21 protein-coding genes are annotated in these 25,759 nt (G+C 62.6%); 5 read left to right on the forward strand and 16 right to left on the reverse strand.

Features of this window, described 5'->3' with window-relative positions:
* Positions 1-25 precede the first annotated feature (25 nt).
* A complete protein-coding gene (locus C1H84_RS04480) occupies positions 26-646 on the forward strand; it encodes a TetR/AcrR family transcriptional regulator (RefSeq protein WP_047121055.1) in 621 nt (206 codons plus the stop codon).
* Between the two features lie 67 nt (positions 647-713).
* Positions 714-1,175, forward strand: a complete 462-nt coding sequence (locus C1H84_RS04485; protein ID WP_047121054.1) for a GNAT family N-acetyltransferase — start codon at positions 714-716, stop codon at positions 1,173-1,175.
* 90 nt (positions 1,176-1,265) lie between these two features.
* On the opposite strand, the gene C1H84_RS04490 is transcribed toward C1H84_RS04485, so the two are convergent.
* From C1H84_RS04490 to pdhA, 11 genes are all read right to left on the reverse strand, one after another.
* Positions 1,266-2,957: an ABC transporter ATP-binding protein gene (locus C1H84_RS04490; RefSeq protein ID WP_047121053.1), complete on the reverse strand. Its 1,692-nt coding sequence runs from the start codon at positions 2,955-2,957 to the stop codon at positions 1,266-1,268.
* The gene (locus C1H84_RS04495; protein WP_047121052.1) at positions 2,954-4,009 is read right to left on the reverse strand and encodes an ABC transporter permease; all 1,056 of its coding nucleotides are present in this window, start codon (positions 4,007-4,009) and stop codon (positions 2,954-2,956) included. Before C1H84_RS04495 ends, C1H84_RS04490 begins: the two co-directional genes overlap by 4 nt.
* Before the next feature lie 17 nt (positions 4,010-4,026).
* Positions 4,027-5,544, reverse strand: coding sequence for an ABC transporter permease (locus tag C1H84_RS04500; protein WP_047121051.1), 1,518 nt, complete (start codon positions 5,542-5,544; stop codon positions 4,027-4,029).
* 139 nt (positions 5,545-5,683) lie between these two features.
* Complete coding sequence (locus C1H84_RS04505) at positions 5,684-7,486, reverse strand: ABC transporter family substrate-binding protein (protein ID WP_113606678.1); 1,803 nt, start codon at positions 7,484-7,486, stop codon at positions 5,684-5,686.
* 458 nt (positions 7,487-7,944) lie between these two features.
* Positions 7,945-9,588 carry an ABC transporter ATP-binding protein gene (locus tag C1H84_RS04510; protein WP_113606679.1) on the reverse strand — a complete coding sequence of 548 codons (1,644 nt, stop codon included), beginning with the start codon at positions 9,586-9,588 and terminating at the stop codon, positions 7,945-7,947.
* Between the two features lie 3 nt (positions 9,589-9,591).
* Complete coding sequence (locus tag C1H84_RS04515) at positions 9,592-10,602, reverse strand: ABC transporter permease (RefSeq protein WP_082124092.1); 1,011 nt, start codon at positions 10,600-10,602, stop codon at positions 9,592-9,594.
* On the reverse strand, positions 10,595-11,521 hold the full coding sequence (locus C1H84_RS04520) for an ABC transporter permease (RefSeq protein ID WP_047121048.1): 927 nt from the start codon (positions 11,519-11,521) through the stop codon (positions 10,595-10,597). The genes C1H84_RS04515 and C1H84_RS04520 overlap by 8 nt, the downstream gene beginning before the upstream one ends.
* A 190-nt stretch (positions 11,522-11,711) precedes the next feature.
* The gene (locus C1H84_RS04525; RefSeq protein WP_047121047.1) at positions 11,712-13,358 is read right to left on the reverse strand and encodes a peptide ABC transporter substrate-binding protein; all 1,647 of its coding nucleotides are present in this window, start codon (positions 13,356-13,358) and stop codon (positions 11,712-11,714) included.
* Positions 13,359-13,554: 196 nt separating this feature from the next.
* On the reverse strand, positions 13,555-14,892 hold the full coding sequence (locus tag C1H84_RS04530; RefSeq protein WP_113606680.1) for a dihydrolipoamide acetyltransferase family protein: 1,338 nt from the start codon (positions 14,890-14,892) through the stop codon (positions 13,555-13,557).
* Positions 14,892-15,893 carry an alpha-ketoacid dehydrogenase subunit beta gene (locus C1H84_RS04535; RefSeq protein ID WP_113606681.1) on the reverse strand — a complete coding sequence of 334 codons (1,002 nt, stop codon included), beginning with the start codon at positions 15,891-15,893 and terminating at the stop codon, positions 14,892-14,894. The genes C1H84_RS04530 and C1H84_RS04535 overlap by 1 nt, the downstream gene beginning before the upstream one ends.
* Positions 15,893-17,011, reverse strand: coding sequence for a pyruvate dehydrogenase (acetyl-transferring) E1 component subunit alpha (gene pdhA, locus C1H84_RS04540; RefSeq protein WP_113606682.1), 1,119 nt, complete (start codon positions 17,009-17,011; stop codon positions 15,893-15,895). The genes C1H84_RS04535 and pdhA overlap by 1 nt, the downstream gene beginning before the upstream one ends.
* Before the next feature lie 150 nt (positions 17,012-17,161).
* On the opposite strand from pdhA, the gene C1H84_RS04545 reads away from it, so the two are divergent.
* Positions 17,162-17,653, forward strand: coding sequence for an Lrp/AsnC family transcriptional regulator (locus tag C1H84_RS04545; protein ID WP_047121200.1), 492 nt, complete (start codon positions 17,162-17,164; stop codon positions 17,651-17,653).
* Positions 17,654-17,731: 78 nt separating this feature from the next.
* Here C1H84_RS04545 and C1H84_RS04550 read toward each other — a convergent pair whose 3' ends face one another.
* The 5 genes from C1H84_RS04550 to C1H84_RS04570 form a co-directional block, all read right to left on the reverse strand.
* Positions 17,732-19,015 (reverse strand): glycosyltransferase family 2 protein, encoded by a 1,284-nt coding sequence (locus C1H84_RS04550; protein WP_113606683.1) that lies wholly within the window; start codon positions 19,013-19,015, stop codon positions 17,732-17,734.
* On the reverse strand, positions 19,012-19,905 hold the full coding sequence (locus tag C1H84_RS04555; RefSeq protein WP_113606684.1) for an ATP-grasp domain-containing protein: 894 nt from the start codon (positions 19,903-19,905) through the stop codon (positions 19,012-19,014). The genes C1H84_RS04550 and C1H84_RS04555 overlap by 4 nt, the downstream gene beginning before the upstream one ends.
* Entirely contained in the window at positions 19,906-20,895 is a 990-nt protein-coding gene (locus C1H84_RS04560; protein WP_231736101.1) for a PIG-L deacetylase family protein, read from the reverse strand. It abuts the gene before it with no gap.
* A gap of 734 nt (positions 20,896-21,629) precedes the next feature.
* Positions 21,630-23,237: a solute symporter family protein gene (locus tag C1H84_RS04565; RefSeq protein WP_047121197.1), complete on the reverse strand. Its 1,608-nt coding sequence runs from the start codon at positions 23,235-23,237 to the stop codon at positions 21,630-21,632.
* A gap of 11 nt (positions 23,238-23,248) precedes the next feature.
* Positions 23,249-23,596 (reverse strand): DUF485 domain-containing protein, encoded by a 348-nt coding sequence (locus C1H84_RS04570; RefSeq protein WP_047121042.1) that lies wholly within the window; start codon positions 23,594-23,596, stop codon positions 23,249-23,251.
* A gap of 211 nt (positions 23,597-23,807) precedes the next feature.
* Here C1H84_RS04570 and C1H84_RS04575 point away from each other — a divergent pair, with 211 nt between their 5' ends.
* Together C1H84_RS04575 and C1H84_RS04580 are read left to right on the forward strand one after the other, a co-directional pair.
* Complete coding sequence (locus C1H84_RS04575; RefSeq protein WP_047121041.1) at positions 23,808-24,989, forward strand: sensor histidine kinase; 1,182 nt, start codon at positions 23,808-23,810, stop codon at positions 24,987-24,989.
* A 49-nt stretch (positions 24,990-25,038) separates the two neighbouring features.
* The gene (locus C1H84_RS04580) at positions 25,039-25,755 is read left to right on the forward strand and encodes a LytR/AlgR family response regulator transcription factor (protein WP_047121040.1); all 717 of its coding nucleotides are present in this window, start codon (positions 25,039-25,041) and stop codon (positions 25,753-25,755) included.
* Positions 25,756-25,759: the final 4 nt, after the last annotated feature.

The raw sequence follows: 25,759 nt of genomic DNA on the forward strand, positions 1-25,759 counted from the left end.
CGGGGTCGGCATTCGCAAGGAGATGATGCCTGTGGCAAGGTACCAGCCGCTGCATGAGCCAACGGACCGCGAGCGCGCCAAGGCCGAACGCCGAGAGGCGCTGCTGCGCGAGGCAACCCGCCTGTTCGCCCAGCACGGCTACGCCGGGGTGTCGCTGGAAGACCTGGGCGCCGCGTGCGGCATCTCGGGCCCGGCGGTCTACCGCCACTTCGCCGGCAAGCAGGCGGTGCTCATCGCCCTGCTGGTGGACATGTCCAAGGACATCCACGACGGCGGGCAGGCCGCGGCCGAGGCCGGCGGCGAGCCGATCGAGGTGCTCTCCCGGCTGGTGGATTTCCACACCGATTTTTCGCTCTCGCGCCCCGACATCCTGCAGGTGCAGGACCGGGACCTGAAATCGCTGCCCAAGGCCGAGCTGGCGCTGGTGCGCAAGCTGCAGAACTCCTATATCGCGCTGTGGACCGCGCAGCTGGCCAAGCTGCATCCCAGGGACTCGGCGCAGTCGCACCGCTTCCGCGCGCACGCGGTGTTCGGCCTGCTGAACTCCACCGCGCATTCGGCGCACAATCCGCGCACCAAAAAGTCGGGATTAAAGCCGCTGCTGTCCAATATGGCGCTTGCGGCGCTGACTTCACCGGTAACCTAGTTCTAAGCCCTTGCTCTTTGAAGCCTGCCAACCGGCACGCTTCCCACCCGATCGAAAGGCCTTTGCCGTGCAGCTACGTGAGGTCCGCGCTTCCGACTTGGACGCATTCTTCGCTCACCAGCAGGAACCAGAAGCGAATCTGATGGCCGCTTACCAGGCGCGCAATCCTGCTGATCGTTCGGTGTTCGACCACCACTGGAACCAGATCCTGAACGATCCCACGGTGCTGGTGCGCACCATCGAGCACGAAGGCGAAGTCGCCGGCTCGATCCTGGTCTTCGACGGCGAAGCCCCCGAGATCAACTTCTGGACCTCCACCAAGTTCTGGGGCAAGGGCATCACCACCAGCGCGGTGGATGCGTTCCTGGCCGAGTTCACCAAGCGCCCGTTGATGGCCCACGTGGTGCAGGACAACCTCGGCTCCATCAAGGTCCTTGAGCGCCGCGGCTTCAAGACCGTGGGCACCGAGCAGATCTTCTCCAACGCCCGCGCAGAAGTCGTCACCGAGAACGTCATGCAGCTGGACTAGCGGCGCCAAGCATTGATGCACTGAGCCGGTTCCCTTTGCGGGAACCGGCTCAGTGCATTGTCGGGGCGAATCGCCGTGCCCCGGCCGGCGCTACCTGGTGGCGTTCAGCGTCCGCCAGGCCTCGCGGCGGACCGCCTGCTCATGAGGATCCGGCACCGGAGCGGCCGCCAGCAGGCGACGGGTGTAGTCGTGCTGCGGGGCGTGCAGCACGGTCTTGACCTTGCCCTGCTCCACCGCACGGCCTGACTGCATGACCACCACGTAGTCGGCGAGCATGTCCACCACTGCCAGGTCGTGGCTGACGAACAGGCAGGCGAAGTTGAAGTCCCGCTGCAGGTCCTGGAGCATTTCCAGCACCACCGCCTGCACCGAGACATCCAGCGCGCTGGTGGGCTCGTCGGCAATCAGCAGTTCCGGGTTCATCGTCAGCGCGCGGGCGATGCACACACGCTGGCGCTGGCCGCCGGAGAGCTCGTGCGGATAGCGGTTGACCACGCTGCGCGGCAGCTTCACCGCGTCCAGCAGCTCCATGGCGCGCTGGATGCGGCTGGCCTTGGTGCCCTCCTTGTGCACCACCATCGGCTCCGTGATGCATTCGCCGATCGGGAACCTCGGGTTCAGCGAGGCGGCGGGATCTTGGAAGATCACGCCGATCGACTTGCGCACCTTGCGCGCTTCGCGCGGCGACAGCTTGGGCAGGTTGTGCCCCTGCACCGAGAGCGTGCCTTCGGCGACCGGAAGCAGGCCGATCACCGCCTTGGCTACGGTCGATTTGCCGGATCCGGACTCGCCCACGATGCCCAGCACCTCGCCCTTGGCCACGTCGAAGCTTACGCCCTGAACGGCCCTGAACTTGGTGCCGCGCATGTCGTATTCCAGCACCAGGTCCTTGGCTTCAAGCACCAGCTCGCGGCCCGCGGAGGCGGTCTGCTCGGCGTGGGCGGCGTTCGCGTCGATCACCACCGGCGAAAGCTTCGGCACCGCCGACAGCAGGCGCTGGGTGTACTCGTGCTGCGGATGCAGCATCACCTGCTCCACGGTGCCGGTCTCCACCAGATTGCCCTGGAACATCACGGCCACCTGGTCCGCCATGTCCGCCACTACACCCATGTTGTGGGTGATCAGCAGGATGCCGGTGTTCAGCCGGTCCTTGAGCTCACGCAAAAGGTCGAGGATCTCGGCTTGCACCGTCACGTCCAGCGCGGTGGTCGGCTCGTCGGCGATGATGACCTTCGGGTCGCAGGAGATCGCCATGGCAATCACGATGCGCTGACGCTGGCCGCCGGAGAACTGGTGCGGGTACTGCTTGATGCGCTTGGCCGGGTCGGGAATGCCGACCAGGGTCAGCAGCTCCACGGCGCGGGCGGTGGCTTCCTTGCCGTAGGCGATGCCGTGCAGTTCCAGCGCCTCGGTCAGCTGGCGCTCGATGGTCAGCACCGGATTCAGCGCGGTCATCGGCTCCTGGAAGACCATGGCGATGTCGGTGGCGCGCATCTTGCGCATCTTCCCGGCTTCCAGGCCCACCACGTTCACGTTGCCCACCTTGGCCACGCCCGAGACGTTAGCGTTCTCAGGCAGCAGGCCCATGGCGGCGGTGGAGGTCACCGACTTGCCGGAGCCGGACTCGCCGACCAGCGCGACCACTTCGCCGGGCTTCACTGCCAGCGACAGCCCCTTGACCGCGTGCACGTCGGGGCCCGCGGTCTCGAACGTGACCTGCAGGTTGTTGAAGCTCAGCGCGTAGCCCCCGGCAGAGTCATTGGTTGGTGCGGCGTGGCTCATGGCTTCTCCTTGCGGGTTGGCATGGCAAACAGGCCCGCGCGGCGGCGGCGCTTGCCACTGTGGCGTGGGTCGAAGGCATCTCGCAGGCCGTCGCCCAGGAAGTTCACCGACAGGGCGATGGCCACGATGGTCATGCCCGGCCACCAGAACAGCCACGGCCGGGTGGTGAACGCGTTCTGGTACTGGCTGATCAGCAGGCCCAGCGAGGATTCCGGAGGCTGGACCCCGAAGCCCAGGAAGGACAGCGAGGATTCCAGCAGGATCGCCCCGGCGATCAGGAAGGTCGAGTTCACCACGATCACGCCGATGGTGTTGGGCAGCAGGTGCTTGAAAATCACCCGCGAGGTCTTGGAGCCCATGGCCTGGGCCGCGGAGACGAATTCGCGTTCACGCAGCGACAGGATGTCGCCGCGCACCAGGCGCGCCATGCCGGTCCAGGACACCAGTCCCAGCATGAGCGCCAGCAGGATGATCGAGCTGGATCCGCGCCCGGCGATCTGGCCCAAGACCGCGGCCAGCACCAGCAGCGGGATGACGATGAACAGGTCGGTGATGCGCATCAGCGCCTCGTCGATCCAGCCGCGGAAATATCCGGCCAGCGCGCCGACGACTGCGCCGATCGCGGTGGCCACCAGCCCGACGACCACGCCGATGATGATGGACTTCTGCGTCCCGTTCATGACCAGGGCGAAGTAGTCCTTGCCGATGGAGTCCTGGCCGAAGGGGTGCTCGCCGATCTGGATGCCCGAGCCGCCGAGCCAGGTGGGCAGCAGCGACAAGGTGGGCTTGCCGCCGTTGACCACGGCGCCGGCGTCGAGGTAGCTCTGTTTCCACCAGCCGGGAATCGGCCCGTAGCCGATCGAGGTGAATGCCAGCAAAGTGATCAGCACGAGGACGATCGCGGAAATCATGGCCGGCTTGTGGCGCAGGAAGCGTTCCAGGACGATCCGCGACTGGCTCTTGGAAGTTTCGGTCGAGACAGCGAGTTTGGCGTCTTCGACCTCTGCAATGGATGTCAGGTTCCCTGGCATCTTGTCGTTTGTGTTACTCATCGAATGTCCTTAGTTTCCTAGACCCGGATCCGCGGATCGAGAATCGCGTACACAATGTCTGCCAGGAGGTTGAACAGCACCGCTGCGGTGCCGGTGACCAGGAAGAATGCCATGACCGGTGCGGGGTCCACCGCATGCAGCCCGGTATTGAACAGGTCTCCCATGCCCTTCCAGCCGAACACCGTCTCGGTTACCACAGCGCCGCCGATCAGGCCGGCGAAGTCGAAGGCCGCGATGGTGGCGATCGGGATCAGCGCGTTGCGGAATGCATGGCGGAAGATCACGGTGCGTTCGCTCAAGCCTTTGGAGCGTGCGGTGCGGATGTAGTCCTGCTGCTGCACTTCCAGCATCGATGAGCGGGTGTAGCGCGAGTAGCTTGCCAGCGAGATGATGGCCAGCACGATGGTTGGCAGCAGCAGCTGGGTGGCGTTGTCCAGGAAATGGTCCCAGAAGCCGCCTTCAAGGTTCGCGGTGGAGGAACCGATGGTTGCGATGGGGCGTCCCTTGAGGTCCAGGAAGCCAGGCCACGCGCGGAAGATGTGGTCCAGCACGGTTAGGCCGGCGCCGACCAGGCCGACGGTCACCGAAACGCCCATGGCGGCCTTGGACAGGCGGCCCCCCATGAGCTTGCCGATCAGGCCCGGAATGACCACGGCCAGGATGGCACCGCCCAGCAGCAGCCATCCGTTCGGTTCCGCCAGGAGCCAGAAGGTCGCGTAGTACATGCCCAGCACTAGCACCGCGGTGATCAAGGCCGGGTACAGCACGCGCTTTTCCTTGAGCCCGACGCTCATGGCGGTGGCGGACAGCGCCAGCAGCACCGTCAGCACGATGATGACTGCCGGTCCCATCTGCGGGAAACGGTAGAAGTTCAGCCACACGCTGTACTGCAGCAGCAGCGGCACGAAGATGGCAGTGGCCAGGAAGGTGATGCCGCGGCGCTTGAGCGAACCGGCCAGCAGCATCTGCAGGACCAGACCTGCGACCACGCCGATCAGGATGCTGGTGCCCAGTGAGATCTGGGGGTTCTCCAGCCAGTTGTTGTAGCCGATGGCCATGTATTCCTTGAGCAGCACCGCGGCCCAGAACACCGGCAGGGAGAAGAACAGGAAGGTCAGGAAGGTGACGAGGTAGTCGAGACCCGAGTACTGGCGCACGGCGGTCAGCACGCCGATGGCGATGCCCAGGATGGCTGCGATGACTGTTGCCAGCAGCACCAGTCGCAGGGTTGATGATGCGGCGTTGGCCAGCAGGTCCGTGACCTCGATGCCGTTGATATTGCGGCCCAGGTCGCAGGCGCCCACGAAGCACTTGGAAACACCGGTCAGCCAGGTCAGGTACCGCAGGTACCAGGGCTGTTCCAGGTTCATGTATTCGGTGCGCTGCTGCATCAGGTACTCGCGGTTTTCCGCGTTGCTTTCACGCAGATCGCCGAGCGGGTCGCCGGAATTAATGACCAGGATATAGAGCAGCAGCGATGCGGCTAACAGCACGCCGGCGGCCGACCCCAGTCTCTTCAGGATGAATTTCAACACGGTACTAACGTCCTCTTTCTTCTCGCCTTGTGGCGCTCCCGCCTCCGCGATGTTGGAGCCGGACACGACGCGGGGCCCGATGATGATCGGGCCCCGCGGGCGCTCACAGCTGGTGTATGCGTTTGTCTAGGCCCAAGGCCTACTCAGCACGCATCCACTGCTCGGCGTTCCAGACGATGCCGTTCTGGGTTGCCGTGTGGCGGACATTCTGGATGTCTGCGCCCGAGGCGCTCAGACCCGGGTGGGCGAACATCGGGATGCCGAACAGGTCATCCCACAGCAGCTTCTCGATCTTCTTGGTCTGCTCCGCGTGGACTGCCGGGTCCAGCGAGGTGGCCAGGGTCTCCCACGCGGCGTCGACCTCAGCATTCGAGTACTTGCCGTAGTTCTGCGGCTTGCCTGTCGCGTAGATGTTCTGGCCGGATGTGATCTGGCCCGAACCGGCCCACGCGAACAGTGCTACCTCGTAGTCGCCGCGCTCCTGGGTTCCGCCCGGTGCGAAGAACTTCGGGTCGCCTGCATCCACGATCTCGAAGCCCGCCTTGTCGCACGAGGACTTGATCTGCGCGACCTCGTTGGTGCGGCGTTCGTTCGGCGCCGAGTAGCCGATGCGCACCTTGGTGCCGACTGCGTCCTGTTCCTCGAGGATCTTCTTGGCACCCTCGATGTCGACCTGGTCGTAGCGTCCGTCATAGGCTGCTGCCACGGTGTCCGCGTAGTTCTCCTGGAACGGGAAGACTTCGCGCAGGTTCATGACCTGAGCCTCAGGGTTCAGCGGCTTGATCAGGTTGTCGACGATTTCCTGGCGCGGAACGCACATGGCGAAGGCCTTGCGCAGCTCCAGATTGGTCATCGTGTTGCCCTTGACGAAGTTGAAGTCCAGGTGCTCCCAGGTCAGGGTGTCACCCTGCTGGATGTTGACGGCGCTGCCCAGCCCCTTGAGCTGTTCCAGGGTATCGACGGTCGGCTGTGGGCCAATGACGTCGAGGTCCTTGTTCTGCAGTGCCTGGACCATGCCGGAATCGGCAAGGAAGCGGAAGTTCAGTTCCTTGGTTGCCGCCGGGGTGCCGTAGTAGTTCTCATTGGCGGTCAGGGTGACTGACTCGCCAGCCTTCCACGAGCTGAGCTTGTATGGGCCAGAAACCGGAATGTCTGCTTCGTCAGGAAGGGTGCCCGGCTTGGTGGTCCAGCCTTCGTTCCAGAACTTTGCGGCCTTCTCAAGCTTCTTGGAGTCGCCATCGCGAACGGCAGCGACGAACTCTTCGGTGCTCAGGCCGCCCTTCTTGGCCACGACGTGGGCCGGGTGCAGCATCCAGGTCTGGATCTGCCAGTCCGGATCCGGGGCCTTGAACTCAACGGTGAACTCCTTGCCCGCAGGATCGCCCTGAGGGCCCTTCGGGACGGTATCGCCGAGGTCGGTGGAGACCGAGTTGAACAGCGGCTTGTCCTTTGATCCCGAATTCAGGTTCAGGTTCTGAGTAGCCCACGCGAGTACCGCGTCGGCGGTGGTGATGTCGGTGCCATCGGACCACTTGGCGTTGTCTGCGATGGTGTACTTGATGGTCAGCGGGTCGTCGCTGATCTTCTCGAAGCTTCCCAGGTCCTCATTCGGGTAGATCTTCCCGTCGGTACCGAAGTAGACGAAGCTCGCGAACATCCGGTCGGTAATGCCGGAGTTGTAGGTGGAGTAGGTCTGCGGCGTGTTGCCGTTGTAGCTGATGAATTCAGGGGCGCCGATGGAAACCTTGATGGCTCCATCCTTGGTCGCGATGTCGCCCAGGTCCGCCAGACCGGTAGTGGTCGCCTCTGCGCCGGCGTTGCCCCCGCCTGCGGATTCGCTGGCCGATGGGCTGGTTTCGCTTCCGCCTGGGGCACATGCAGACAGCGCCAGTGCCATCGCTGCGCCTACGACGACTGCCTTCGAAACGCGTTGGAACCGCATTTCGCCTCCTTGAGATCTTCGATTGATACGAGTTCTGAAACTTCCGAATCAGTGTGGATCAAGTCACACCCGATCCAATGAGCAATAGACTAACGGGAATTTCCGGTCTTGGATATAGAAAGACTCGCTTCAGATAGTCACGGGAAGGCCACGAAAAGTTAATGCAGGATTTCGCATGTTACCGGCGAGTTAATGCGAGTTGCCTCACATCCGCAAGATTTCAAGGGTTTCTTTCAGATTGGGAAAAATCAACCAGATGCGCAGCTGAGTCCAAGTCTTGCCCTGGAGTCGTTTATAACAGTTTGGTAACGCCGGAAGATTCCCGTAATAATCTCAAGCAAATCTTGAATATCGATGTCCTCGCACGTCATCAAAGCAGGCATGCATGTCATCAAAACTGAAAAGAACGCCGCAACCGGTATCGGTTGCGGCGTTCTTTTCGGCGTGCTCAGCGTCGGCTAGATCAGGGTTGCCCCCGGGATGGCTGCCAGCAGATTACGGGTGTAATCGCTCTTCGGCGCGTCGAAAATATCGTCGACAGAACCCTGCTCGACGATCTTTCCGCGTTCCATCACGCAGACGTTGTCCGCGATCTGGCGCACGACTGCAAGGTCGTGGGTGATGAACAGGTAGGTCAGCCCCATGTCGCGCTGCAGCTCATCAAGGAGCTCCAGCACCTGGGCCTGGACCAGGACGTCCAGCGCGGAAACCGCCTCGTCGCAGACGATCATTTCCGGCTGCAGGGCCAGGGCACGCGCAATCGCGATGCGCTGGCGCTGGCCGCCGGAGAGCTCGTTCGGGAAGCGGTGCATGGTTGCCGCAGGCATGGAGACCTGGTCAAGCAGCTCCTTGACCTTCTTCTGGCGCGAGGCCGAGTTTCCGATGCCGTGGATGCGCAGCGGCTCCTCGATCGTGCGGTAGATCGAGTACATCGGATCCAGGGAGCCGTACGGATCCTGGAAGATCGGCTGGACGCGGCGGCGGTACTTGAACAGCTGCTTCTCGCTCAGGTTGCCGATCTGCTGGCCGTCGAAGGTGATCTCGCCGCTGGTCGAATCCAGCAGGTTCAGCACCATCTGCGCAATGGTCGACTTGCCGGAGCCCGATTCGCCCACAACTGCAGTCGTGGTGCCCTTCGGAATCTCGAAGGAGACGTTGTCCACCGCGGTGAACTTTTCCTTCTTGCCGAAACCCTTGCGGATGTCGAAGACCTTGGTCAGGTTGCTGACGGACAGCAGCGGCTCGGCCTTGGCCGGGGAGGTCTCCTCGACTATGGCCTCATGCTTGTCGCCGCGTGCAGCGGAGAGCGATGGAGCCGAGTTGATCAGGCGCTGGGTGTACGGGTGCTTCGGGTTGCGCAGGATCTCCAGCGCCGGCCCGTACTCGACCACGCGGCCCTTGTACATCACGACGACCTTTTCGGCACGCTCTGCGGCCAGGCCCAGGTCGTGGGTGATCAGCAGCACGGCGGTGCCCAGCTCGCTGGTCATGGTATCCAAGTGATCCAGGATCTGCTGCTGCACCGTCACGTCCAGCGCACTGGTCGGCTCGTCGGCAATCAGCAGGCGAGGACGGCAGGCGAGGCCGATGGCGATCAGCGCGCGCTGGCGCATGCCGCCGGAGAACTCGTGCGGGTACTGGTTGGCGCGGGCCTCTGGGTTGGGCAGCCCTGCGTCGGCCAGCACCTGGGCCACACGCTTCTTGGGATTGTCCCCCGCCAAGCCGTTGGCCTTCAGGGTTTCCTTGACCTGGAATCCGATCTTCCATACCGGGTTGAGGTTCGACATCGGGTCCTGCGGAACCATGCCGATGTGGTTGCCGCGCAGCTCAACGAATCGCTTTTCGCTGGCGTTGGCAATATCTTCGCCGTCGAACAGGATCTGTCCTGCGGACACACGGCCGTTGCCGGCCAGCAGGCCGATGGCGGCCAGTGCCGACGTCGACTTGCCGGATCCGGACTCGCCCACGATGGCCACGGTTTCGCCGGGCATCACGGTGAAGTTGGCGTCGCGCACCGCGTGCACCGGTCCGTCAGGAGTGGAGAAGGTGATCGCCAGATCCTTGACTTCAAGCAGCGGCTTGGGAGTTGCGTTCTCGCTCACGGGCTAGGCTCCCTTCCGGGCCTTGGGATCCAGTGCGTCGCGCACTGCATCGCCGAGCATGATGAAGCTCAAGACAGTTACTGAAAGGAACAGTGCTGGCCACATCAGCATCATCGGATTGCTGCGAAGCTGGGTCTGGGCGGTGGCAATGTCGTTGCCCCAGCTCATGATATCCGGCGGCAAGCCAACGCCCAGGAAGGACAGGGTTGCCTCGGCAACGATGTATACACCGAGATTCACGGTCGCAACCACGATGATCGGAGCGATCGAGTTCGGCAGCACGTGCTTGACCAACGACTTGAACTTGGACAGGCCCAGCGAGCGCGAAGCCTTGACGAAGTCCGCATTGCGCGCCTCGATGACGGCACCACGGGTGATGCGGGCCAGCTGCGGCCAGCCGAAGATGGCCAACGTGATGATCACCGTCCAGACGCTCTTGTTGTCTCGGAAGGCAGGCAGCTGCATGACGATGATTGCACCGAGGATCAGCGGCAGGGCGAAGAAAATGTCGCCCAAGCGAGCCAGGATGGTGTCGATCCAGCCTCCGTAGAAGCCTGCCAGCGCACCGATGGTGCCGCCAACGATGATTACGATCAAGGTCGTGAAGATGCCGACTAGGAGGGAAGCACGCGTGCCGTAGATGACGCGGGAGTAGATGTCGCAACCTTGGAGGTTGAAGCCCATGATGTGGCCTTCACGCCCCGGCTCGTTCGAATTTTCCAGCGCGCAATACGTGGGGTCTTGCGACGTGAACCACTGAGGGAACGCTGCAACGATGATGACAGCGAGAATCAGGATTGCGGAAATGATGAACAAAGGCTGCTTGCGCAGCGAGCGCCAGGCCTCGGCCCACATGGACAGCGGCTTGCCCGTCTCCTTGACGGAGTCGACTGCCTGCAGAGGCGTCTCGTCCAACGGAGCCACATAGTGCTCGATCTTGTACTTGGAGACCTTGCCAGCTCGGCGGTTGACGGGCAGGCCGGCCTCGGAATTGAAGTTCTGGTTCTCAGGCATAACGGATCCTAGGGTCAAGCAGGGCGTACAGCATATCCACGATCAAGTTGGCGATCACGAACACGATCACCAGGACACCGACCACGGCGACAACGGTGGGCGTCTCGCCCTTGAGGATCGCTCGGTACAAAAGGTTTCCGACACCGGGGACGTTGAAGATACCCTCGGTCACGATGGCGCCGCCCATGAGCGATCCGAGGTCGGCACCAAGGAAGGTCACCACGGGAATCAGCGAGTTGCGCAGGACGTGGACACGCACCACACGGTTGCGGCTCAATCCCTTGGCCGTAGCGGTACGCACATAGTCCGCGCTCTTGTTCTCGATCACGGAGGTACGGGTCAAGCGGATCACGTAGGCCAGCGAAACCAAGCCCAGAACCATGGCGGGGAGAATCAGCTCGCTCCACGTGCCGGCACCGGAGACAGTGGGTTTGGCCCATTCAAGCTTCACACCGATCACGAACTGCAGCACGAAGCCGAGCACGAAGGTCGGAACCGCGATGACGATCAGCGAAGCAACCAGAATGGTCGAATCAAAGAACTTGCCCTTGCGCATACCGGCGATCACGCCGAAGATGATGCCGAAAACGCCTTCGATCAACAATGCCAGGATCGCCAAACGGGCGGTCACTGGGAAAGCCCGTCCAAGCAGGTCGGCCACAGGCTGGCCAGAGAAGGACATGCCGAGATCGAAGGTCACCAGATTCTTCAGGTAGAGCCCGTACTGGATCCAGAATGGCTGGTCAAGATTGTATTGTGCGCGAAGCGCTGCTTCGGTCGCAGGCGTCATCGGCTTGCCACCGGATAGTGCCGCGATCGGGTCACCCGGGGTCGCAAAAACCAGGAAGTACACCAGCAACGTGGCTCCGATGAATACCGGAATCAGCTGCGCAATGCGCTTGAGGGTAAAACTTAACATGCTTGCATCTCACCTCGAGACACCAGAGGGCGCTTGGCCATTATTTTCCTCTTTCCGTCGGAGATTATCCGACGTTACTTTTTTGCGAGGCAGGACAGACACGCCAAAGGGAGACCCTAGTTGTTGCGGGTCTCCCTTGACGTTGTTCCCAGCTATTCGAGCCTTTGATCAGGCTAAACGCTGAACGTAATTACTTGCCGGCGATCTCGTTGTACAGCGGGACACCGTTCCAGCCGAATTCGACGTTGGAGACGTTTTCGCTCCAGCCGCCCTGAACAGCCTGGTACCACAGCGGGATGGCCGGAAGGTCCTTCATCAGGATTTCCTGGGCCTGGTTGAAGATCTCGGCACCTGCAGCAGGATCGGTCGCTGCCAAGCCTTCCTTCAGCTTGGCGTCGAACTCCTTGTTCGAGTAGTCGCCATCGTTGGAGCCTGCGCCGGTGCCGTAGAGGGCGCCGAGGAAGTTGTACAGCGATGGGTAGTCGGCCTGCCAGCCGGTACGGAAGCCGCCGGTCATCTTGCGCTCGGTGACCTGCTCACGCAGTTCCTTGAAGGAGCTGTATGGTTTGGCTACGGCGTTGATGCCCAGGTTGTTCTTCAGCTGGTTGACAACAGCCTCGACGTATTCCTTGTTGCCGGCGCCGTCAACGTTGTAGCCGATGGACAGTTCTGCATCTGCATCCCACTTCGAAATGGCATCTGCGTCGGCCCAGGCCTTCTTGGCGGCCTCGGCGTTGAAAGTCAGCACTTCACTGCCTGGAATGCTGTCGGAGTAGCCGTCGATTACCGGTGCGGTGAAGTCCTTGGCGATGACCTTGCCGCCCTGGTACACCTTGTCGATGACCAGCTGGCGGTCGATAGCCTGCGAGATAGCGGCACGACGCAGGTTGCCCTCTTCGCCCTGCTTGAAGTGATCCAGGTAGCCCGGGATGGTGATGGTCGCGTTGCCTGCGTAAGGCGAGTTGACCGAACGGTCACCCAAGTCACTCTGGTACGAAGCCAGCTGGCTTGGCGGAACCTGATCCAGGACATCCAAGTTGCCGGAAATGAGATCCTGGTATGCCGAGTCAGTCGACTGGTATACCTTGAAGTCGATTCCGCCGTTCTGGGCCTTGCGTGGACCGTCGTACTTCTCGTTGACTTCCAGCTTCAGGTTGACGTCGTGGTTCCACTCGGCCAGCGTGTATGGACCGTTGCCGACCGGCTTTTCGCCGAAGGCCTTGGGATCCTCGAACGCTGCTTCAGGAAGCGGGAAGAAGGCGGTGTAGCCAAGTCGCAGCGGGAAGTCGGACTCAGGCTGCGAGAGCTCTACGGTGAAGGTGGTGTCATCCACGACCTTCAGGCCCTCCATGGTGTCCTTCTTGGCGTTCTCTGCGCTAACTTCCTTGTAGCCCTTGATGGACTCGAAGAAGTAGGAGTTCAGCTGTGCGTTCTTTGCAGCGGCGCCGAAGTTCCAGGCGTCCACGAACGAAGCAGCGGTCACTGGCGAGCCATCGGAGAAAGTCTGGCCGGACTTGATCTTGATGGTGTAGTTCTGGGAGTCGGTGGTTTCGATCGACTCGGCCAGCTCATTCTGGGTCTTGCCATCGGCGGTGTAGCTCACCAGGCCGGTGAAGATCAGATCCATGACGCGGCCGCCACCAACTTCGTTGGTGTTGGCCGGCAGCAGGCCGTTCTGCGGTTCGGTGGTGTTTGCCGAAACGACGTATGAAGTGTCGCCTGCCTGGGCGTCGCCGTTACCCTCAGGGGTTTCAGACGAGCCGCCGCCACATGCCGACAGGGTCAATGCCAGGGCCGCGGACAGAGCTACGGCCTTCGATGCGTGCGAGATTCGCATCCTTCTTCTCCTCAACAGTTCGTTGCTGCTTCCGCAATTCGCGGAGCCGTGCGGTATAGCGTGAGCTATAGCACTTAGTGAATGAGATTACATCAAAGATTGCGAAACAACCAATGAATAATCGTGAAAGTAGTGCTTGATAATCTTTTAGTCACTCAAACTTATAATATGATTACAAGTCAAAGGTTAGACGTAATCAAAGAAAAAAGTTCATCATTCCGGGATCCTCAAGGACCGCACCGATACCGGCAAGTAACTCGCTGGCTTCCTTGCCATCCACGACCCGGTGGTCGAACGACAAGGCCAGCGTTGAAGTATGCCGTAGTGCTACTTCCCCTCGGTACTCCCAAGGCCTAGGCTTGACTTGGCCTAAGGCGAGAATCCCTGTCTGCCCCGGAGGCAGAATAGGTGTACCGGCATCGACGCCGAACACCCCAACGTTAGTGATTGAAAAAGTACCGCCGGTCAGCTGGGACGCCGTCAGGGTGCCGGCCCGCGCATGGTCGATGAGCTCAGTCAATTCAGCGGCCAACAATGTTAGTGGCTTATTCTGCGCCTGTTTGAGCACGGGGACAAGCAGTCCGCGGTCGCTGGCGACCGCCATACCGAGATTCACGTCCGCGAATTGGATAATTTCATCGTTCTCGCCGTCCCAGCGCGCATTGACGCTCGGGAAGTTCAGCAGCAGGCGTGAAACCACCAGTGCCGTCAGCGACGTGATGTTCAGTTTCAGGTCCCTGAATTCGCGGCGGGCACGGAGCTTGTCGATCAGCTCCAACGACTTCGTGACATCGACCGTCAAGAACTCGGTGGCATGCGGCGCCGTGAATGCCGACTGCACCATGGCATTGGCGGTGGCCCGTCGCATGGCGCTGATCTTCACCCGCTTCTGCCCATCCACGGCAGCCGGCTCGCCCGCAACAGGCCGCGGTTCTACAGCGGGTGCCGCGGGAGAACTGACCAGAGCTTCAATATCCCGGCGCAGCACCAGGCCATCGGGCCCGCTGCCTTTCACCTCGGCGATGTCGATGCCGTGGTCTCGGGCAAGCTTGCGGACCGGGGGCGTGCTGCGTGCCACGGTGGCCCGCGCCGCTTCGGGCACCGCGGCAGCACTTGCAGCAGCAGACCCCTCGGCGGCAACGGTCTTGCCGCGGCCGCGGCGAGCCGGACGCTTGCCGCTGGCCGCCGGAGCGCCGTAGCCCACCAGCGTCGGAGTCCGCTCGGCGGCGCCCTCCTTCTCCCCCGGGACTTCAGCTCCTGGCTGTGCACCGCCCTTGCCGTCCAGGTCCACAGGCTTGTCGTCGAAGGTCACCAGGGGGCCTCCCACGGGAACTACCTGGCCCTCGTCGGCATGCAGCTTCTGCACGATGCCAGCGAAGGGCGAGGGAAGCTCAACCACTGCCTTGGCGGTTTCCACTTCGGCAATGATCTGGTTCAGGCTGACGTGCTCGCCGACCTTGATTTTCCAGTTCAGCACCTCGGACTCGGTCAGTCCTTCGCCGAGATCCGGCAGCTTGAAGGTTTGGGCGGTCATCACTTGGCAGCTCCTTCGGTTGCCTCGTGGTGGCGCATCACGGTGTCGACCGCATGCATCACCCTGTCGAGATCAGGCAGGTGGTGGCTTTCAAGCCGGGATGGCGGGTAGGGGACGTCGAAGCCCGTGACCCGCAGCGGGGCGTGCTCCAGGTAGTCGAAGCAGCTCTCGGTGATCTGGGCGCAGATCTCGGCCCCCATCCCGCTGGTGCGGCTGGCCTCGTGCACCACCACGAGCTTGCCGGTGCGCTTCACCGATTCGGCAACGGTGTCGATATCCAGCGGGTCCAGGCTGCGCAGGTCGATGACTTCCAGGCCGACGCCTTCGTCTTCCGCCGCCTGCGCCGCGTCCATGAGCGTGTAGGTGGTCGGGCCGTATCCAACGACAGTGACGTCGTCGCCTTCGCGCAGCACCTTGGCCTTCGGCGAGGAGTCGCTCTCCGGCGTAGCCAGCTCGACCTCAGCCTTTTCGTGGTAGCGGCGCTTGGGCTCGAAATAGATCACCGGATCATCGCTCGCGATGGCCTGACGCAGCATTGTGTAGGCGTCCTGCACGCTGGACGGCGCGAAAACACGCAGCCCGGCGGTGTGGGCGAAGTAGGCTTCCGGGGATTCGCTGTGGTGCTCGGGCGAGCCGATGCCGCCGCCGTAGGGAATCCGCACGGTCACGGGCATCTTCACCCGGCCGCGCGAGCGGTAGTGCAGCTTGGCCAGCTGGGAGACCAGCTGGTCGAAGGCCGGATAGGTGAACCCGTCGAATTGGATCTCCACCACCGGCCGGTAGCCGCGGTAGGCCAAGCCGATGGCGGCGCCCACGATCCCGGATTCGGCCAGCGGGGTGTCGACGACCCGGTGCTCGCCGAAGTCCTTCTTCAGGCCATCGGTGACGCGGAAGACCCCGCCGAGGGTTCCGATGTCCTCGCCGAGCAGGACCACTTTCTCGTCCTCAGTCAGCGCATCGCGCAGCGACTGGTTCAGCGCCTTGAGCATGGTGGTGGCCATCAGTGCCCCTCCTCCTCAAACTCCGACAGGTAGCTGAGGTAGCCCTCGCGTGCCCGGGTGCTGGGCTCGTGCGCCTCGGAATAGACATTGTCGAACAGCTCGCCCACCGCGGGGTCAGGCATCGCGGTGATGGCGGCGCGCAGCTGCGCGGCCAGGTCGTCGGCGGCGTTCTGCGCGCGCTGCTCATAGGACTGGACGTCGGCGCCGATCACGTGCAGGTACTTGACCAGCCGGTCGATCGGGTCCTTGGCCTTCCACTTCTGAAGCTCTTCATCCTTGCGGTACCGCGTCGGATCATCGGCGGTGGTGTGCGAACCCATGCGGTAGGTGACGGCTTCGACGAATGTCGGGCCCAGCCCGTTGCGGCAGTGCGCCAAGGCGGCTTGGGTCGCGGCGTAGACGGCCAGGATGTCGTTGCCGTCAACACGCCAAGTCTTCAATCCGAAGCCGTGGGCCCGGTCGGCGATCTGGGTGCGGCTCTGCAGCGCCACCGGCTCGGAAATGGCCCACTGGTTGTTCTGGCAGAAGAACAGCACCGGCGCCTGGTAGCTGGCGGCGAAGACCATGGCCTCGCTGACGTCGCCCTGGCTGGTGGCGCCATCACCGAAGTAGGTGATGGCCACGTCGTCGGTTCCGTCGAACTTGATGCCCATGCCGTAGCCGGCGGCGTGCAGGGTCTGCGCACCGATCACGATCTGCTGGCAGGCGATGTTGACCTCGTTGGGGTTCCACCCGCTGGACTGTGCCCCGCGCCAGACGCTGAGGAGGTCCTCGGCCTTAACACCCCGGGCCCAGGCCACGCCGTGCTCGCGGTAGGAAGGGAAGATGAAATCAGAATCGCGGGCGGCGCGCACCGAACCGATCTGCGCAGCCTCCTGGCCGAGCAGAGGGGCCCACAGGCCCAGTTCGCCCTGGCGCTGCAAGGCGGTCGCCTCGTGATCCAGCCGCCGCAGGACAACCATGTCCCGCAGAAAATCCGCCAAGTCCGACTCGGTCAGCTTGGCAACGTAATGGTCTAGTTCTCGGTCCGGGACCCGTTCCCCGGCGACGTTCAGCAGCTGGTGCGTAGGTATGCACTCCGCGGCTACATCGATGTGCTTGGTGGACACGATCAGCATCCTTACTCTCGCGTAGTCGGTGCCCGAGGCAGTTTCACACTTCAGGCTTAATGTGATGCTACTCACGCAACGCAGATTGCACAATGGCCAGATTCGAATTCGGGCAAAACGCACTGTCCGCCCTCCGGTATCGGTGCTAACGTGCTCATTATGCAGCTACTTGACCAGACGGACCGCCGCATCCTGCTTGCCCTGTCCACCGCCGCCAAGCGGACCGCCTCAGCCGTGGCAACCACCTTGGGCCTGGGCCGCAATACCGTGCAGACCCGCATCACCCGATTGGAGAACGAGGTCCTCGATTCGCTCGACCGGCGCATCCCCGCGAAGTCGCTGGGTTACGGGCTGCTCTCATTCGTCGAGCTTCATGTGGACCAACGCCATTTGGAGGACATCGCGGCCAAGCTGGAACAGATCCCTGAGGTGCTCGAGGCGCACGGACTGACCGGCTCGGCGGACATCCTGGTCCGGGTCGCCGCCAAGGACGCCGAAGAACTTTTCCGGGTCCACGGCCAGCTGCTGCATATCGAAGGGGTCAACCGGGCCGATTCGGCGCTGTCGATGGCGGAGCTGGTCCCCTACCGCACCACGCGGTTGCTGGAGCATTCGCTGGCAGACGGGCCTGCGCGCAAGCAACCTGCATGAGCAACGGCACAAAGCCTCCCTGCGGCGCGGGCGCGATCGCGCGGGCGCAGCAGGGAGGCTTCACAAAGGTCCGGAGGGCTACCTGCCGACCGACACGACGCCGGAGCGATCGAGTTTGTTCCAGTTCGCAGGCTTGTTGGTGATCTCCTTGAACAGTGCGCTGAGCATCGTCAGCCCGATCAAGACGGAGTAGATCGGCCAAAGCGGAATCGTCCACAGGTGGCGCAGATCCGCCGCCGCGCGATTCAGCGCGATGGCGTAGATGGCCAGTGCAATCGAGACAAGAATGCCGAGCCACGCGAGGAAAGCCCACACGCCATCGCCAATCGGGTTGCTTCCCAGCAGGAACATCACCGGGATCGACAAGAGAACCAGGAGCTGGATCACCGGCATGGCGACCATGTTGAAGGTGTTGAAGACGAGGAAGAAGCCGAAGGCTCCGAAACGCGGATTTCCGTGCATGGACTTGTGGATCTTGATGGTTTGCAGCAGTCCGCGCGCCCACCGTACGCGCTGCTTCCACAACCCGCGCAGGGTTGACGGAGATTCCGCGTAGACCAGGGCCCGCGGCGCGAAGTTCACCTGGTATCCGGCCTTGTGGATGCGCCACGTCAGTTCGAGGTCCTCGCCGATAATCCGCTCATCCAAATTGCCGGCCACGTTCAAGGCGGAGCGCAGGAACGCACCGGAATTGCCGGACACGATGGGCAGGCAGCCGATGAGCGCCAAGGCGCGGCGCACGACGCCGGTACCCAGGTGCGAGATGACGGTGAGCAGGCGGGTCTGCACGGTATTCAGGTTGACCGGGCGGTCGTCCCCGCACACCGCGCCGATGCTGGGGTGGTTGAATCCCTTGAGCATCTCGTTGATGGTCTCCTCGCCGAACACGCCGTCGGCATCGACGAAGAGCACTACCTCGCCGTCGCTGGCCGCGAACCCGCGATTGAGCGCCGCGCCCTTTCCCGCATTTGGCTGGGAAATGCTGGAGACCCGGTGGTCCTTCGCCGCCCATTCATCCATGATCCTGGCGGTGCCGTCAGTCGACCCGTCGTCAACGAGGATCACCTCGAAATCCTCGTAGTTGCTGCGCAGGATCGACTCCACGCAGTTGGAGATGACCACTTCCTCGTTGTATCCGGGCACCACGATGCTCACGCGCGGACGGGATTCGAAGACCAGCTGCTTGTTGTTCTTGGCGCGGCGGCGCTCGCGGGCGACAAACGCCAGCGACATGGGAATGAAGCAGAGCTTGACCAAACCCATTCCGAGGATCAGCCCGCCGCCGACCATGAACAGCCCCACGACCACCATGCCGATGGGCGTCGTGATCCCGTCAAAGAAACCATTCAGGAATTCGGTCATGGCCTGCCCCCGGCGGCTGCTAGTGCGCGGGACGATGCGCGCAGCACGGTGGACAGCAGCTCGGGAGCCTGCCGGGAGTTCGCCCCGAAGCGGGCGTTGATTTCCAGCACCACCGGCTGGCCGTTGGCGAGGCGGCGGATGTCGAGGTCGGCCTGGTATTCCAGGCCCACCGCGCGCACCGCGTCCAGTGCGATCTGCTGCACGTCCACGGCTTCATCAGCTGCCACGCGCTCGGTCGACACCGCGTTGCCCACAACTCCCTGCTTGAGCTCGGTCTTGCGGACGACCACTGCCAGGTCGTTCTCGCCGTTGCCGTTGAAGACCATCGGCGCGAATTCTTCCCCGCTGGCGAATTCCTGCAGGACCCATGAATCATCCAGCGCGGAGAAATCCAGATCGCTGTGGTTCCCCACCACGCCGACCCCGCGGCCGCCCCGGGCGATTCGCGGCTTGACGATCAGTGGACGGCCGAGCGCCTCGAAGGCCGCATCCAGGTTCTCGAAGCTGCTTGGAAGCGCCGAGCGCGGGACCGGCACCCCGGCCGCTGCCAGGACCTGCATGGTCAGCCACTTGTCGTGGGCGGTGGATACGGCTTCCGGCGATCCGATCATGACGGTGCATCCAGCCAGCTCGGCGCCGGCAGCCGCCACGGCGGGAAGCTCGTCGCTGACCGTGGGAATCAGCACGTCGATATGGTGCTCGCGGATGATCTCGGCCAAGCGGCCGATCATCGACGGGTCGCTGGCCGCCGGGACCTTCTCGATGACCGCGTAGTACTCATTGGCAGTGCTGTCCATGTCGGCGCCGATGACGGTGAAATCGCTTGAGGCAAGCTGCGCCCCGAGGGCTCGGCCGGCTGGTCCGTTCGCTCCGGTAAACAGGATTCGCATTTAGAACACTCCAATCGCGGAACCGAGCAGGCGCACTGGCTCGAATCCCTCGGCATACTTCGTTTTGGCCTGGTTGCCGCGGAAAGCGGCAATACCCTTGAGATTCTCTTCGGTCATGTAGGGCTTGCCCTTCTGGTCGGCGTGCTGAGCCACCGCATGGACCTTGACGCCGATGTAGTCGGCTACGTCGATGAACACGGCAGGATTGAACTTCCTGGTGACCGACGGGCTCTCAAAGCACAGGATCGACGAATGCCGGCGGGCCGCACGGAGGGTGGCGAAATGCACAGCATGGTGGTCCTGGTGCTGGTCGTGCTCGGAATGCGTGAAAATCAGGTCGGGATTCAGGACCGTCACCCGTTCTTCAATGGCCTGGACCATCTCGTTCGTTGAATCGGACAGCTTGGTATCCGGAAGGCTGTGAGTGACCATGCTCTTGGCTCCCATGAAACGGGCTCCGCGCATCGCCTCGTTTTCGCGAACGGCTTCGTCACCTCCGACCGCGCCGTTGCTCATCACCAGCACGTGAACTTCGTGTCCCGTATCGGCCAGCTTGGCCAGGGTGGCACCGCAGGCAATTTCAAGGTCGTCGGGATGGGCGCCGATCGCCAAGACAACCCGCTGCTGCGATTGCGGAACGACGGGCACGATCTGGTTGGTGATCGCGAAGATCGCCATGCCGAAGGCGAAGACGAGGGTGACCTGGATTGCCATTTCGCGCAATGGCTCCGACTGCCATGGGCCGCTGGCCACGAGCAGGTTGACCATGGCCAGGACTATGGATCCCACGACCAGTACCGCGATGAGTTGCGAACCGCGGCGGAAACGCCGCTTGAGATGCTTGCGCTGGCTTGGAAGCGCGAAGACGAGTGCTGCCGAAAGGCTCAAGGCAGCAGAAATTACAGATGACCATGGCATAAGCCGATTTCCCCCAAAAAGTCGGCGCACCAAATAACCAGAAAAGCAGTTAGCTGCTTGTCCGGAAATCACAAACAATGACTTAAGACTTCACGATCCCCATCGCAAAGACTCTTGCTCATGAAAAGGTACGCGTATTGATAATTCCCCTAGATCAATACTTGGTGCAGTTCTCGACATTTACGTCGCAACTTGCAAATTCAAGGTACCTGATTCGTGCATCCAGGCAAAACTTCTTCCACGACTTCGCGCATCGCCACTCGAAATCCACGAACTTTCAAGGCTCCACCCCACTCGCTCGAACTGCGGCTTCACGTGCAGTTGGGCGAACGTAGATGCTGCCTTCCGCGCCGTAATTCCGGCCTTCAATCCCTGGCCGCGGCCATGAAATCACCGCTGGCGCAGAAGTTCCGAGCTAGCAGGAAAGTCATTAATCCGCGTCTCCAAGTCCCCAAAAATTTCGTTCGGAACGTTGAAAATCCTCGCGTAACAATGTGTCTTTTTCGCAATCAGCGACCCCTCCACGCGCTTGCGTCCATGGATTTCCCCGTCCGGAAAGTCGCGTCACCGGGTCTGCCGAGCACCTGACTGCCGGGTCGCCCGACTGTCCCGGGCCAGCGCTTGGCAAGGCCGGCAGGAACACCCAATCCGCCGTATCCGAGGTGGCTGCTCCGCCCTCAGGCAGGTCGATGCATGACACCGCGCAGCGGCGCGCCACAGCATGGCGGCTCAGAAATGCGGACGGGACCAGCCTGAGTGGCTGATCCCGTCCGCATCGGTTTTCCGCTAGGTGATTGAGCAGAAGGCTAGTGGTCGACTGCCTTCTCTGCACCGACACCGGTCAGCGAGCGAACTTCCATTTCCGCCGCCTTCTTGGGATCCTCGCTTCCCGGATCGGTGATCGAGCCCAGCCAGCCGAGCAGGAATGCCAGCGGGATGGAGACGAGGCCCGGGTTGGCCAGCGGGAAGATCGAGATATCGATGCTCGGGATCATCGAGGTTGCCGCACCGGAGAAGACCGGCGAGAAGATGATCAGCAGGATGGCCGAGCCCAGGCCACCGTACATCGACCAGACTGCACCGCGGGTCTTGAAGCCCTTCCAGAACAGCGAGTAGAGGATGGTCGGAAGGTTGGCCGAGGCAGCTACCGCGAAGGCCAGCGCCACCAGGAAGGCGACGTTCTGGCCCTGGGCACCGATGCCGCCGGCGATCGCGAAGACGCCGATGACCAGTACGGTGCGACGGGCAACCTTCATTTCCTTCTCCGGGGTGCTCTTGCCCTTGGAGATGACCGATGCGTAGACATCGTGGGCGAAGGAAGCAGCTGCGGTGATGGTCAGGCCGGCTACCACCGCCAGGATGGTTGCGAAGGCCACCGCGGAGATCAGGCCCAGCAGCAGCGTGCCGCCCAGTTCGTAGGCCAGCAGCGGGGCTGCGGAGTTCACGCCGCCCGGGGCGGCCTTGATCTTGTCCGGGCCGATCAGGGCGCCGGCGCCGAAGCCGAGGACCAGGGTGAACAGGTAGAAGGCACCGATCAGCCAGATGGCCCAGACGACCGACTTGCGGGCTTCCTTGGCGGTTGGCACGGTGTAAAAGCGCATCAGCACGTGCGGCAAACCTGCGGTGCCGAGCACCAAGGCCAGGGCCAGGGAGATGAAGTCGAGCTTTGAGGTTTCGGACTTGCCATACTGCATGCCCGGGTTCAGGATCTCAGGGTTGCCAGCCACTTCGGCGGCCTTGCCTAGCAGCTCGGAGAAGTTGAATCCGAACATGGCCAGGGTCCACACGGTCATGATCAGGGCGCCGGCGATGAGCAGGCAGGCCTTGATGATCTGCACCCAGGTGGTGCCCTTCATGCCGCCGACCAGGACGTATAGGATCATCAGCGCGCCGACGATGACGATCACCAGCGACTGGCCTGCCTTGGAGTCGATGCCCAGCAGCAGGGACACCAGTGCGCCGGCGCCGGCCATTTGCGCCAGCAGGTAGAACACGCACACCGCGAGGGTGGAGATCGCCGCGGCGATGCGCACAGGACGCTGCTTCAGGCGGAAGGAAAGCACATCGGCCATGGTGAACTTGCCGGTGTTGCGCAGCAGCTCGGCCACGAGCAGCAGGGCAACCAGCCAGGCCACGAGGAAGCCGATGGAGTACAGGAAGCCGTCGTAGCCGTTGATGGCGATGGCGCCGACGATGCCCAGGAAGGATGCCGCCGACAGGTAGTCGCCGGCGATGGCGGTGCCATTCTGGGTTCCGGTGAAGGAGCGTCCGCCGGCGTAGTAGTCAGCGGCGGTCTTGTTGTTCTTGCTGGCTCGGAGCACGATCACCAGGGTGACGCCGACGAAGGCGACGAAGATGGCGATGTTCACCAGCGGGTTGCCGACAGTGGTCTTCTCAGCCGCCGCCGCAAGGATGGTTAGGTTGTTCACTGATCTGCTCCCTGGTTCTCCAGACGCTCACGGATCTTGGTGGCCTTCGGATCGAGCTTCTTGTTGGAGAAGCTCACGTAGGCTGCGGTGATGGCGAAGGTGGACACGAACTGCAGCAGGCCCAGGACGATGCCCATGTTGATGTTGCCCAGGACCTTGATGGACATGAAGTCGTGGAAGTAATCGGCCAAAAGAACGTAGGCGAAATACCAGACCAGGAAGAAGATAGCCATGGGGAATACGAAGCTACGGTGGGTGCGGCGCAGTTCCTGGAATTCCTCCGACTTGCTCTCCGCCACGAAATCAATGTCGTCTTCGACATTGTGGTGGGGATTGGCACTCATGATGCCCTCCTTGTGCGGGTGGTTGGATGATTGAAACCTGATGTGATGCAAGGCACATCTCGACTGTGACTAAGTTCACTATCTGCGAAAGTTCCGTCCCCGACTAGGGGTTTGGGCCCAGCCATGGCTCAGCGGAGCAAAACCTGCGCCCAACGGCACATCTATCGACGACAAGCGGTCGGGCAACGGGTTGTGACCTTAGGATTGATGTATGTCCCCAGCCCTGCAGATCACCCTCATCGTCACCATCGTGACGGTCGGCATTGCCGTCATCGGGTATTTCGGATTCAAGATCTCCCGCTCAACCAAGGAGATGGGCACCGACGCGGAGGAAGCGACCTTCACCACCCTGCACCACATGTCCGTCGCCGTTCCCCACCTGGAACGGGGGCTGACAGTGGAAGGAGCCGCGAAGAGCGCCAAGGCGCTGCGCAGGCTGCTGAACTGCCCGGTCCTGCTGATCTCCGACACCCGCCACATCCTTGCCACGGATGCCGGCATCGAATTCACCGCGGATCTCGAAGAGCAAGCTTCGGAAGCATTCAGCACCGCGCTGGCCACCGGCAAAACGCAGGTGAAGCGGCTCTCCGGCCAGGATTTCGTGGCCGCCCCGATCATGGTGGGAAACCAGCCGGTGGGTACGGTGACCGCCCTGACCCCGCGTGCCGGGGCTGGATTCGTCCGCGCCGTCTCGGAGGTGGCGGTTTTCGTCTCCGCCCAGGTCTCCACCGCGCAATTGGATGAGAACAAGGCGATGCTGCTCGAAGCGCAGATGCGGGCCCTGCGCGCGCAGATTTCGCCCCACTTCATCTACAACTCGCTGAACGCCATCGCCTCGTTCATCAACACGGATCCAGCCCGCGCCCGCGAGCTGGTGATCGAATTCGCTGACTTCACCCGCTATTCCTTCCGCCGCCGTGGGGAATTCACCACCCTGGCCGAGGAGCTGGAGGCCATCGACCGCTACCTGCTGCTGGAAAAGGCCCGCTTCGGCGACCGCATCAAGGTGTCTTTGCAGATCGCCCCGGAAGTGCTCTCGACCAGGATCCCGTTCCTCTCGTTGCAACCGCTGGTGGAAAACGCGGTTCGCCACGGCCTGGAAGCCAGGCCCGACGGCGGGGTTATTTCCATCACCGCTACCGAGGACGGGATGCACGCGGTCATCAGCGTGGAAGACGACGGCGTGGGCATGGATCCGGAGCAGCTGTCCAGCGTGCTGGCAGGCACCACGGTCAACATGCATGTGGGTCTGCGCAACGTTGACGTGCGGCTTCGCCAGCTCTACGGCAATTCGAACGGGCTGATCATCGACACCGCGCCAGGCGCAGGTACGCAGATCACCTTGCGCATCCCGAAGTTCCTGGCTCCGGGCACGGCATCGATCGACGAATGAATTCCATGGGTCCCGAAGGCAAACACAACAGAAACGATAGAATCAACTCATGATTAATGTGGTTGTCGCCGACGACGAACTTCCGGCAGTGGAAGAGATCGCGTTCCTCCTGAGCCAGGACTCCCGAATCGGGAAAATCCATCGCGCAACCTCTGGCGCCGCGGCGTTGAAAGCGCTGGAGGAAAACGAAGTGGACGCGCTCTTCCTCGACATCCACATGCCCGCGCTCTCCGGCCTTGATATCGCACGGGTCATCTCCCGCTTCGCCAACCCGCCGCTGGTGGTCTTCGTGACCGCCGACGAGGACCAGGCCTTGGAAGCCTTCGAGCTCGCCGCGGTCGACTACGTGCTCAAGCCCATCCGCCCGCAGCGCTTGGCCGAGTCCGTGCGCCGCCTGTGCGAGCTCGTGGAGGAAGCCCCCGCCAAACCCGAAATGATCACCGTGGACCAGGGCGGCATCACCAAGCTCATCCCCCGCGGCGACATCGCCTACGTCCAGGCCCAGGGGGACTACGCGCGCCTGCATACCAAGGACTCCAGCTATCTGATCCGCGTCCCGTTGAATGATCTGGAGCAGCAATGGGCGGAGTCTGGTTACGTGCGCATCCACCGCTCCTACCTGGTGAGCATGGACAAGATCGAAAACGTCCGGCTGCAGACCGGCAAGGCGGCCGTGCTGGTCAACGGGACCGAGCTGCCGATCTCCCGGCGCGCCCTGCCCTACTTGCGCGAGCGCCTGGCCGCCAACCGCGTCCGCCCGCTCTAGGCCC

The sequence above is a fragment of the Glutamicibacter soli genome (assembly GCF_003309065.1).
GTDB classification, from domain to species: domain Bacteria; phylum Actinomycetota; class Actinomycetes; order Actinomycetales; family Micrococcaceae; genus Glutamicibacter; species Glutamicibacter soli.

What these genes read in the sequence shown, in the direction of transcription:
- C1H84_RS04535 (WP_113606681.1), bottom strand. Translation starts at nt 15,893, where the DNA reads ATGGCCACCACCATGCTCAAGGCGCTGAACCAGTCGCTGCGCGATGCG.
- C1H84_RS04515 (WP_082124092.1), bottom strand. Translation starts at nt 10,602, where the DNA reads ATGCCTGAGAACCAGAACTTCAATTCCGAGGCCGGCCTGCCCGTCAAC.
- C1H84_RS04480 (WP_047121055.1), top strand. Translation starts at nt 26, where the DNA reads ATGCCTGTGGCAAGGTACCAGCCGCTGCATGAGCCAACGGACCGCGAG.
- C1H84_RS04530 (WP_113606680.1), bottom strand. Translation starts at nt 14,892, where the DNA reads ATGACCGCCCAAACCTTCAAGCTGCCGGATCTCGGCGAAGGACTGACC.
- C1H84_RS04580 (WP_047121040.1), top strand. Translation starts at nt 25,039, where the DNA reads ATGATTAATGTGGTTGTCGCCGACGACGAACTTCCGGCAGTGGAAGAG.
- C1H84_RS04545 (WP_047121200.1), top strand. Translation starts at nt 17,162, where the DNA reads ATGCAGCTACTTGACCAGACGGACCGCCGCATCCTGCTTGCCCTGTCC.
- C1H84_RS04550 (WP_113606683.1), bottom strand. Translation starts at nt 19,015, where the DNA reads ATGACCGAATTCCTGAATGGTTTCTTTGACGGGATCACGACGCCCATC.
- C1H84_RS04555 (WP_113606684.1), bottom strand. Translation starts at nt 19,905, where the DNA reads ATGCGAATCCTGTTTACCGGAGCGAACGGACCAGCCGGCCGAGCCCTC.
- pdhA (WP_113606682.1), bottom strand. Translation starts at nt 17,011, where the DNA reads ATGCTGATCGTGTCCACCAAGCACATCGATGTAGCCGCGGAGTGCATA.
- C1H84_RS04525 (WP_047121047.1), bottom strand. Translation starts at nt 13,358, where the DNA reads ATGCGAATCTCGCACGCATCGAAGGCCGTAGCTCTGTCCGCGGCCCTG.
- C1H84_RS04495 (WP_047121052.1), bottom strand. Translation starts at nt 4,009, where the DNA reads ATGAGTAACACAAACGACAAGATGCCAGGGAACCTGACATCCATTGCA.
- C1H84_RS04490 (WP_047121053.1), bottom strand. Translation starts at nt 2,957, where the DNA reads ATGAGCCACGCCGCACCAACCAATGACTCTGCCGGGGGCTACGCGCTG.
- C1H84_RS04505 (WP_113606678.1), bottom strand. Translation starts at nt 7,486, where the DNA reads ATGCGGTTCCAACGCGTTTCGAAGGCAGTCGTCGTAGGCGCAGCGATG.
- C1H84_RS04570 (WP_047121042.1), bottom strand. Translation starts at nt 23,596, where the DNA reads ATGAGTGCCAATCCCCACCACAATGTCGAAGACGACATTGATTTCGTG.
- C1H84_RS04575 (WP_047121041.1), top strand. Translation starts at nt 23,808, where the DNA reads ATGTCCCCAGCCCTGCAGATCACCCTCATCGTCACCATCGTGACGGTC.
- C1H84_RS04520 (WP_047121048.1), bottom strand. Translation starts at nt 11,521, where the DNA reads ATGTTAAGTTTTACCCTCAAGCGCATTGCGCAGCTGATTCCGGTATTC.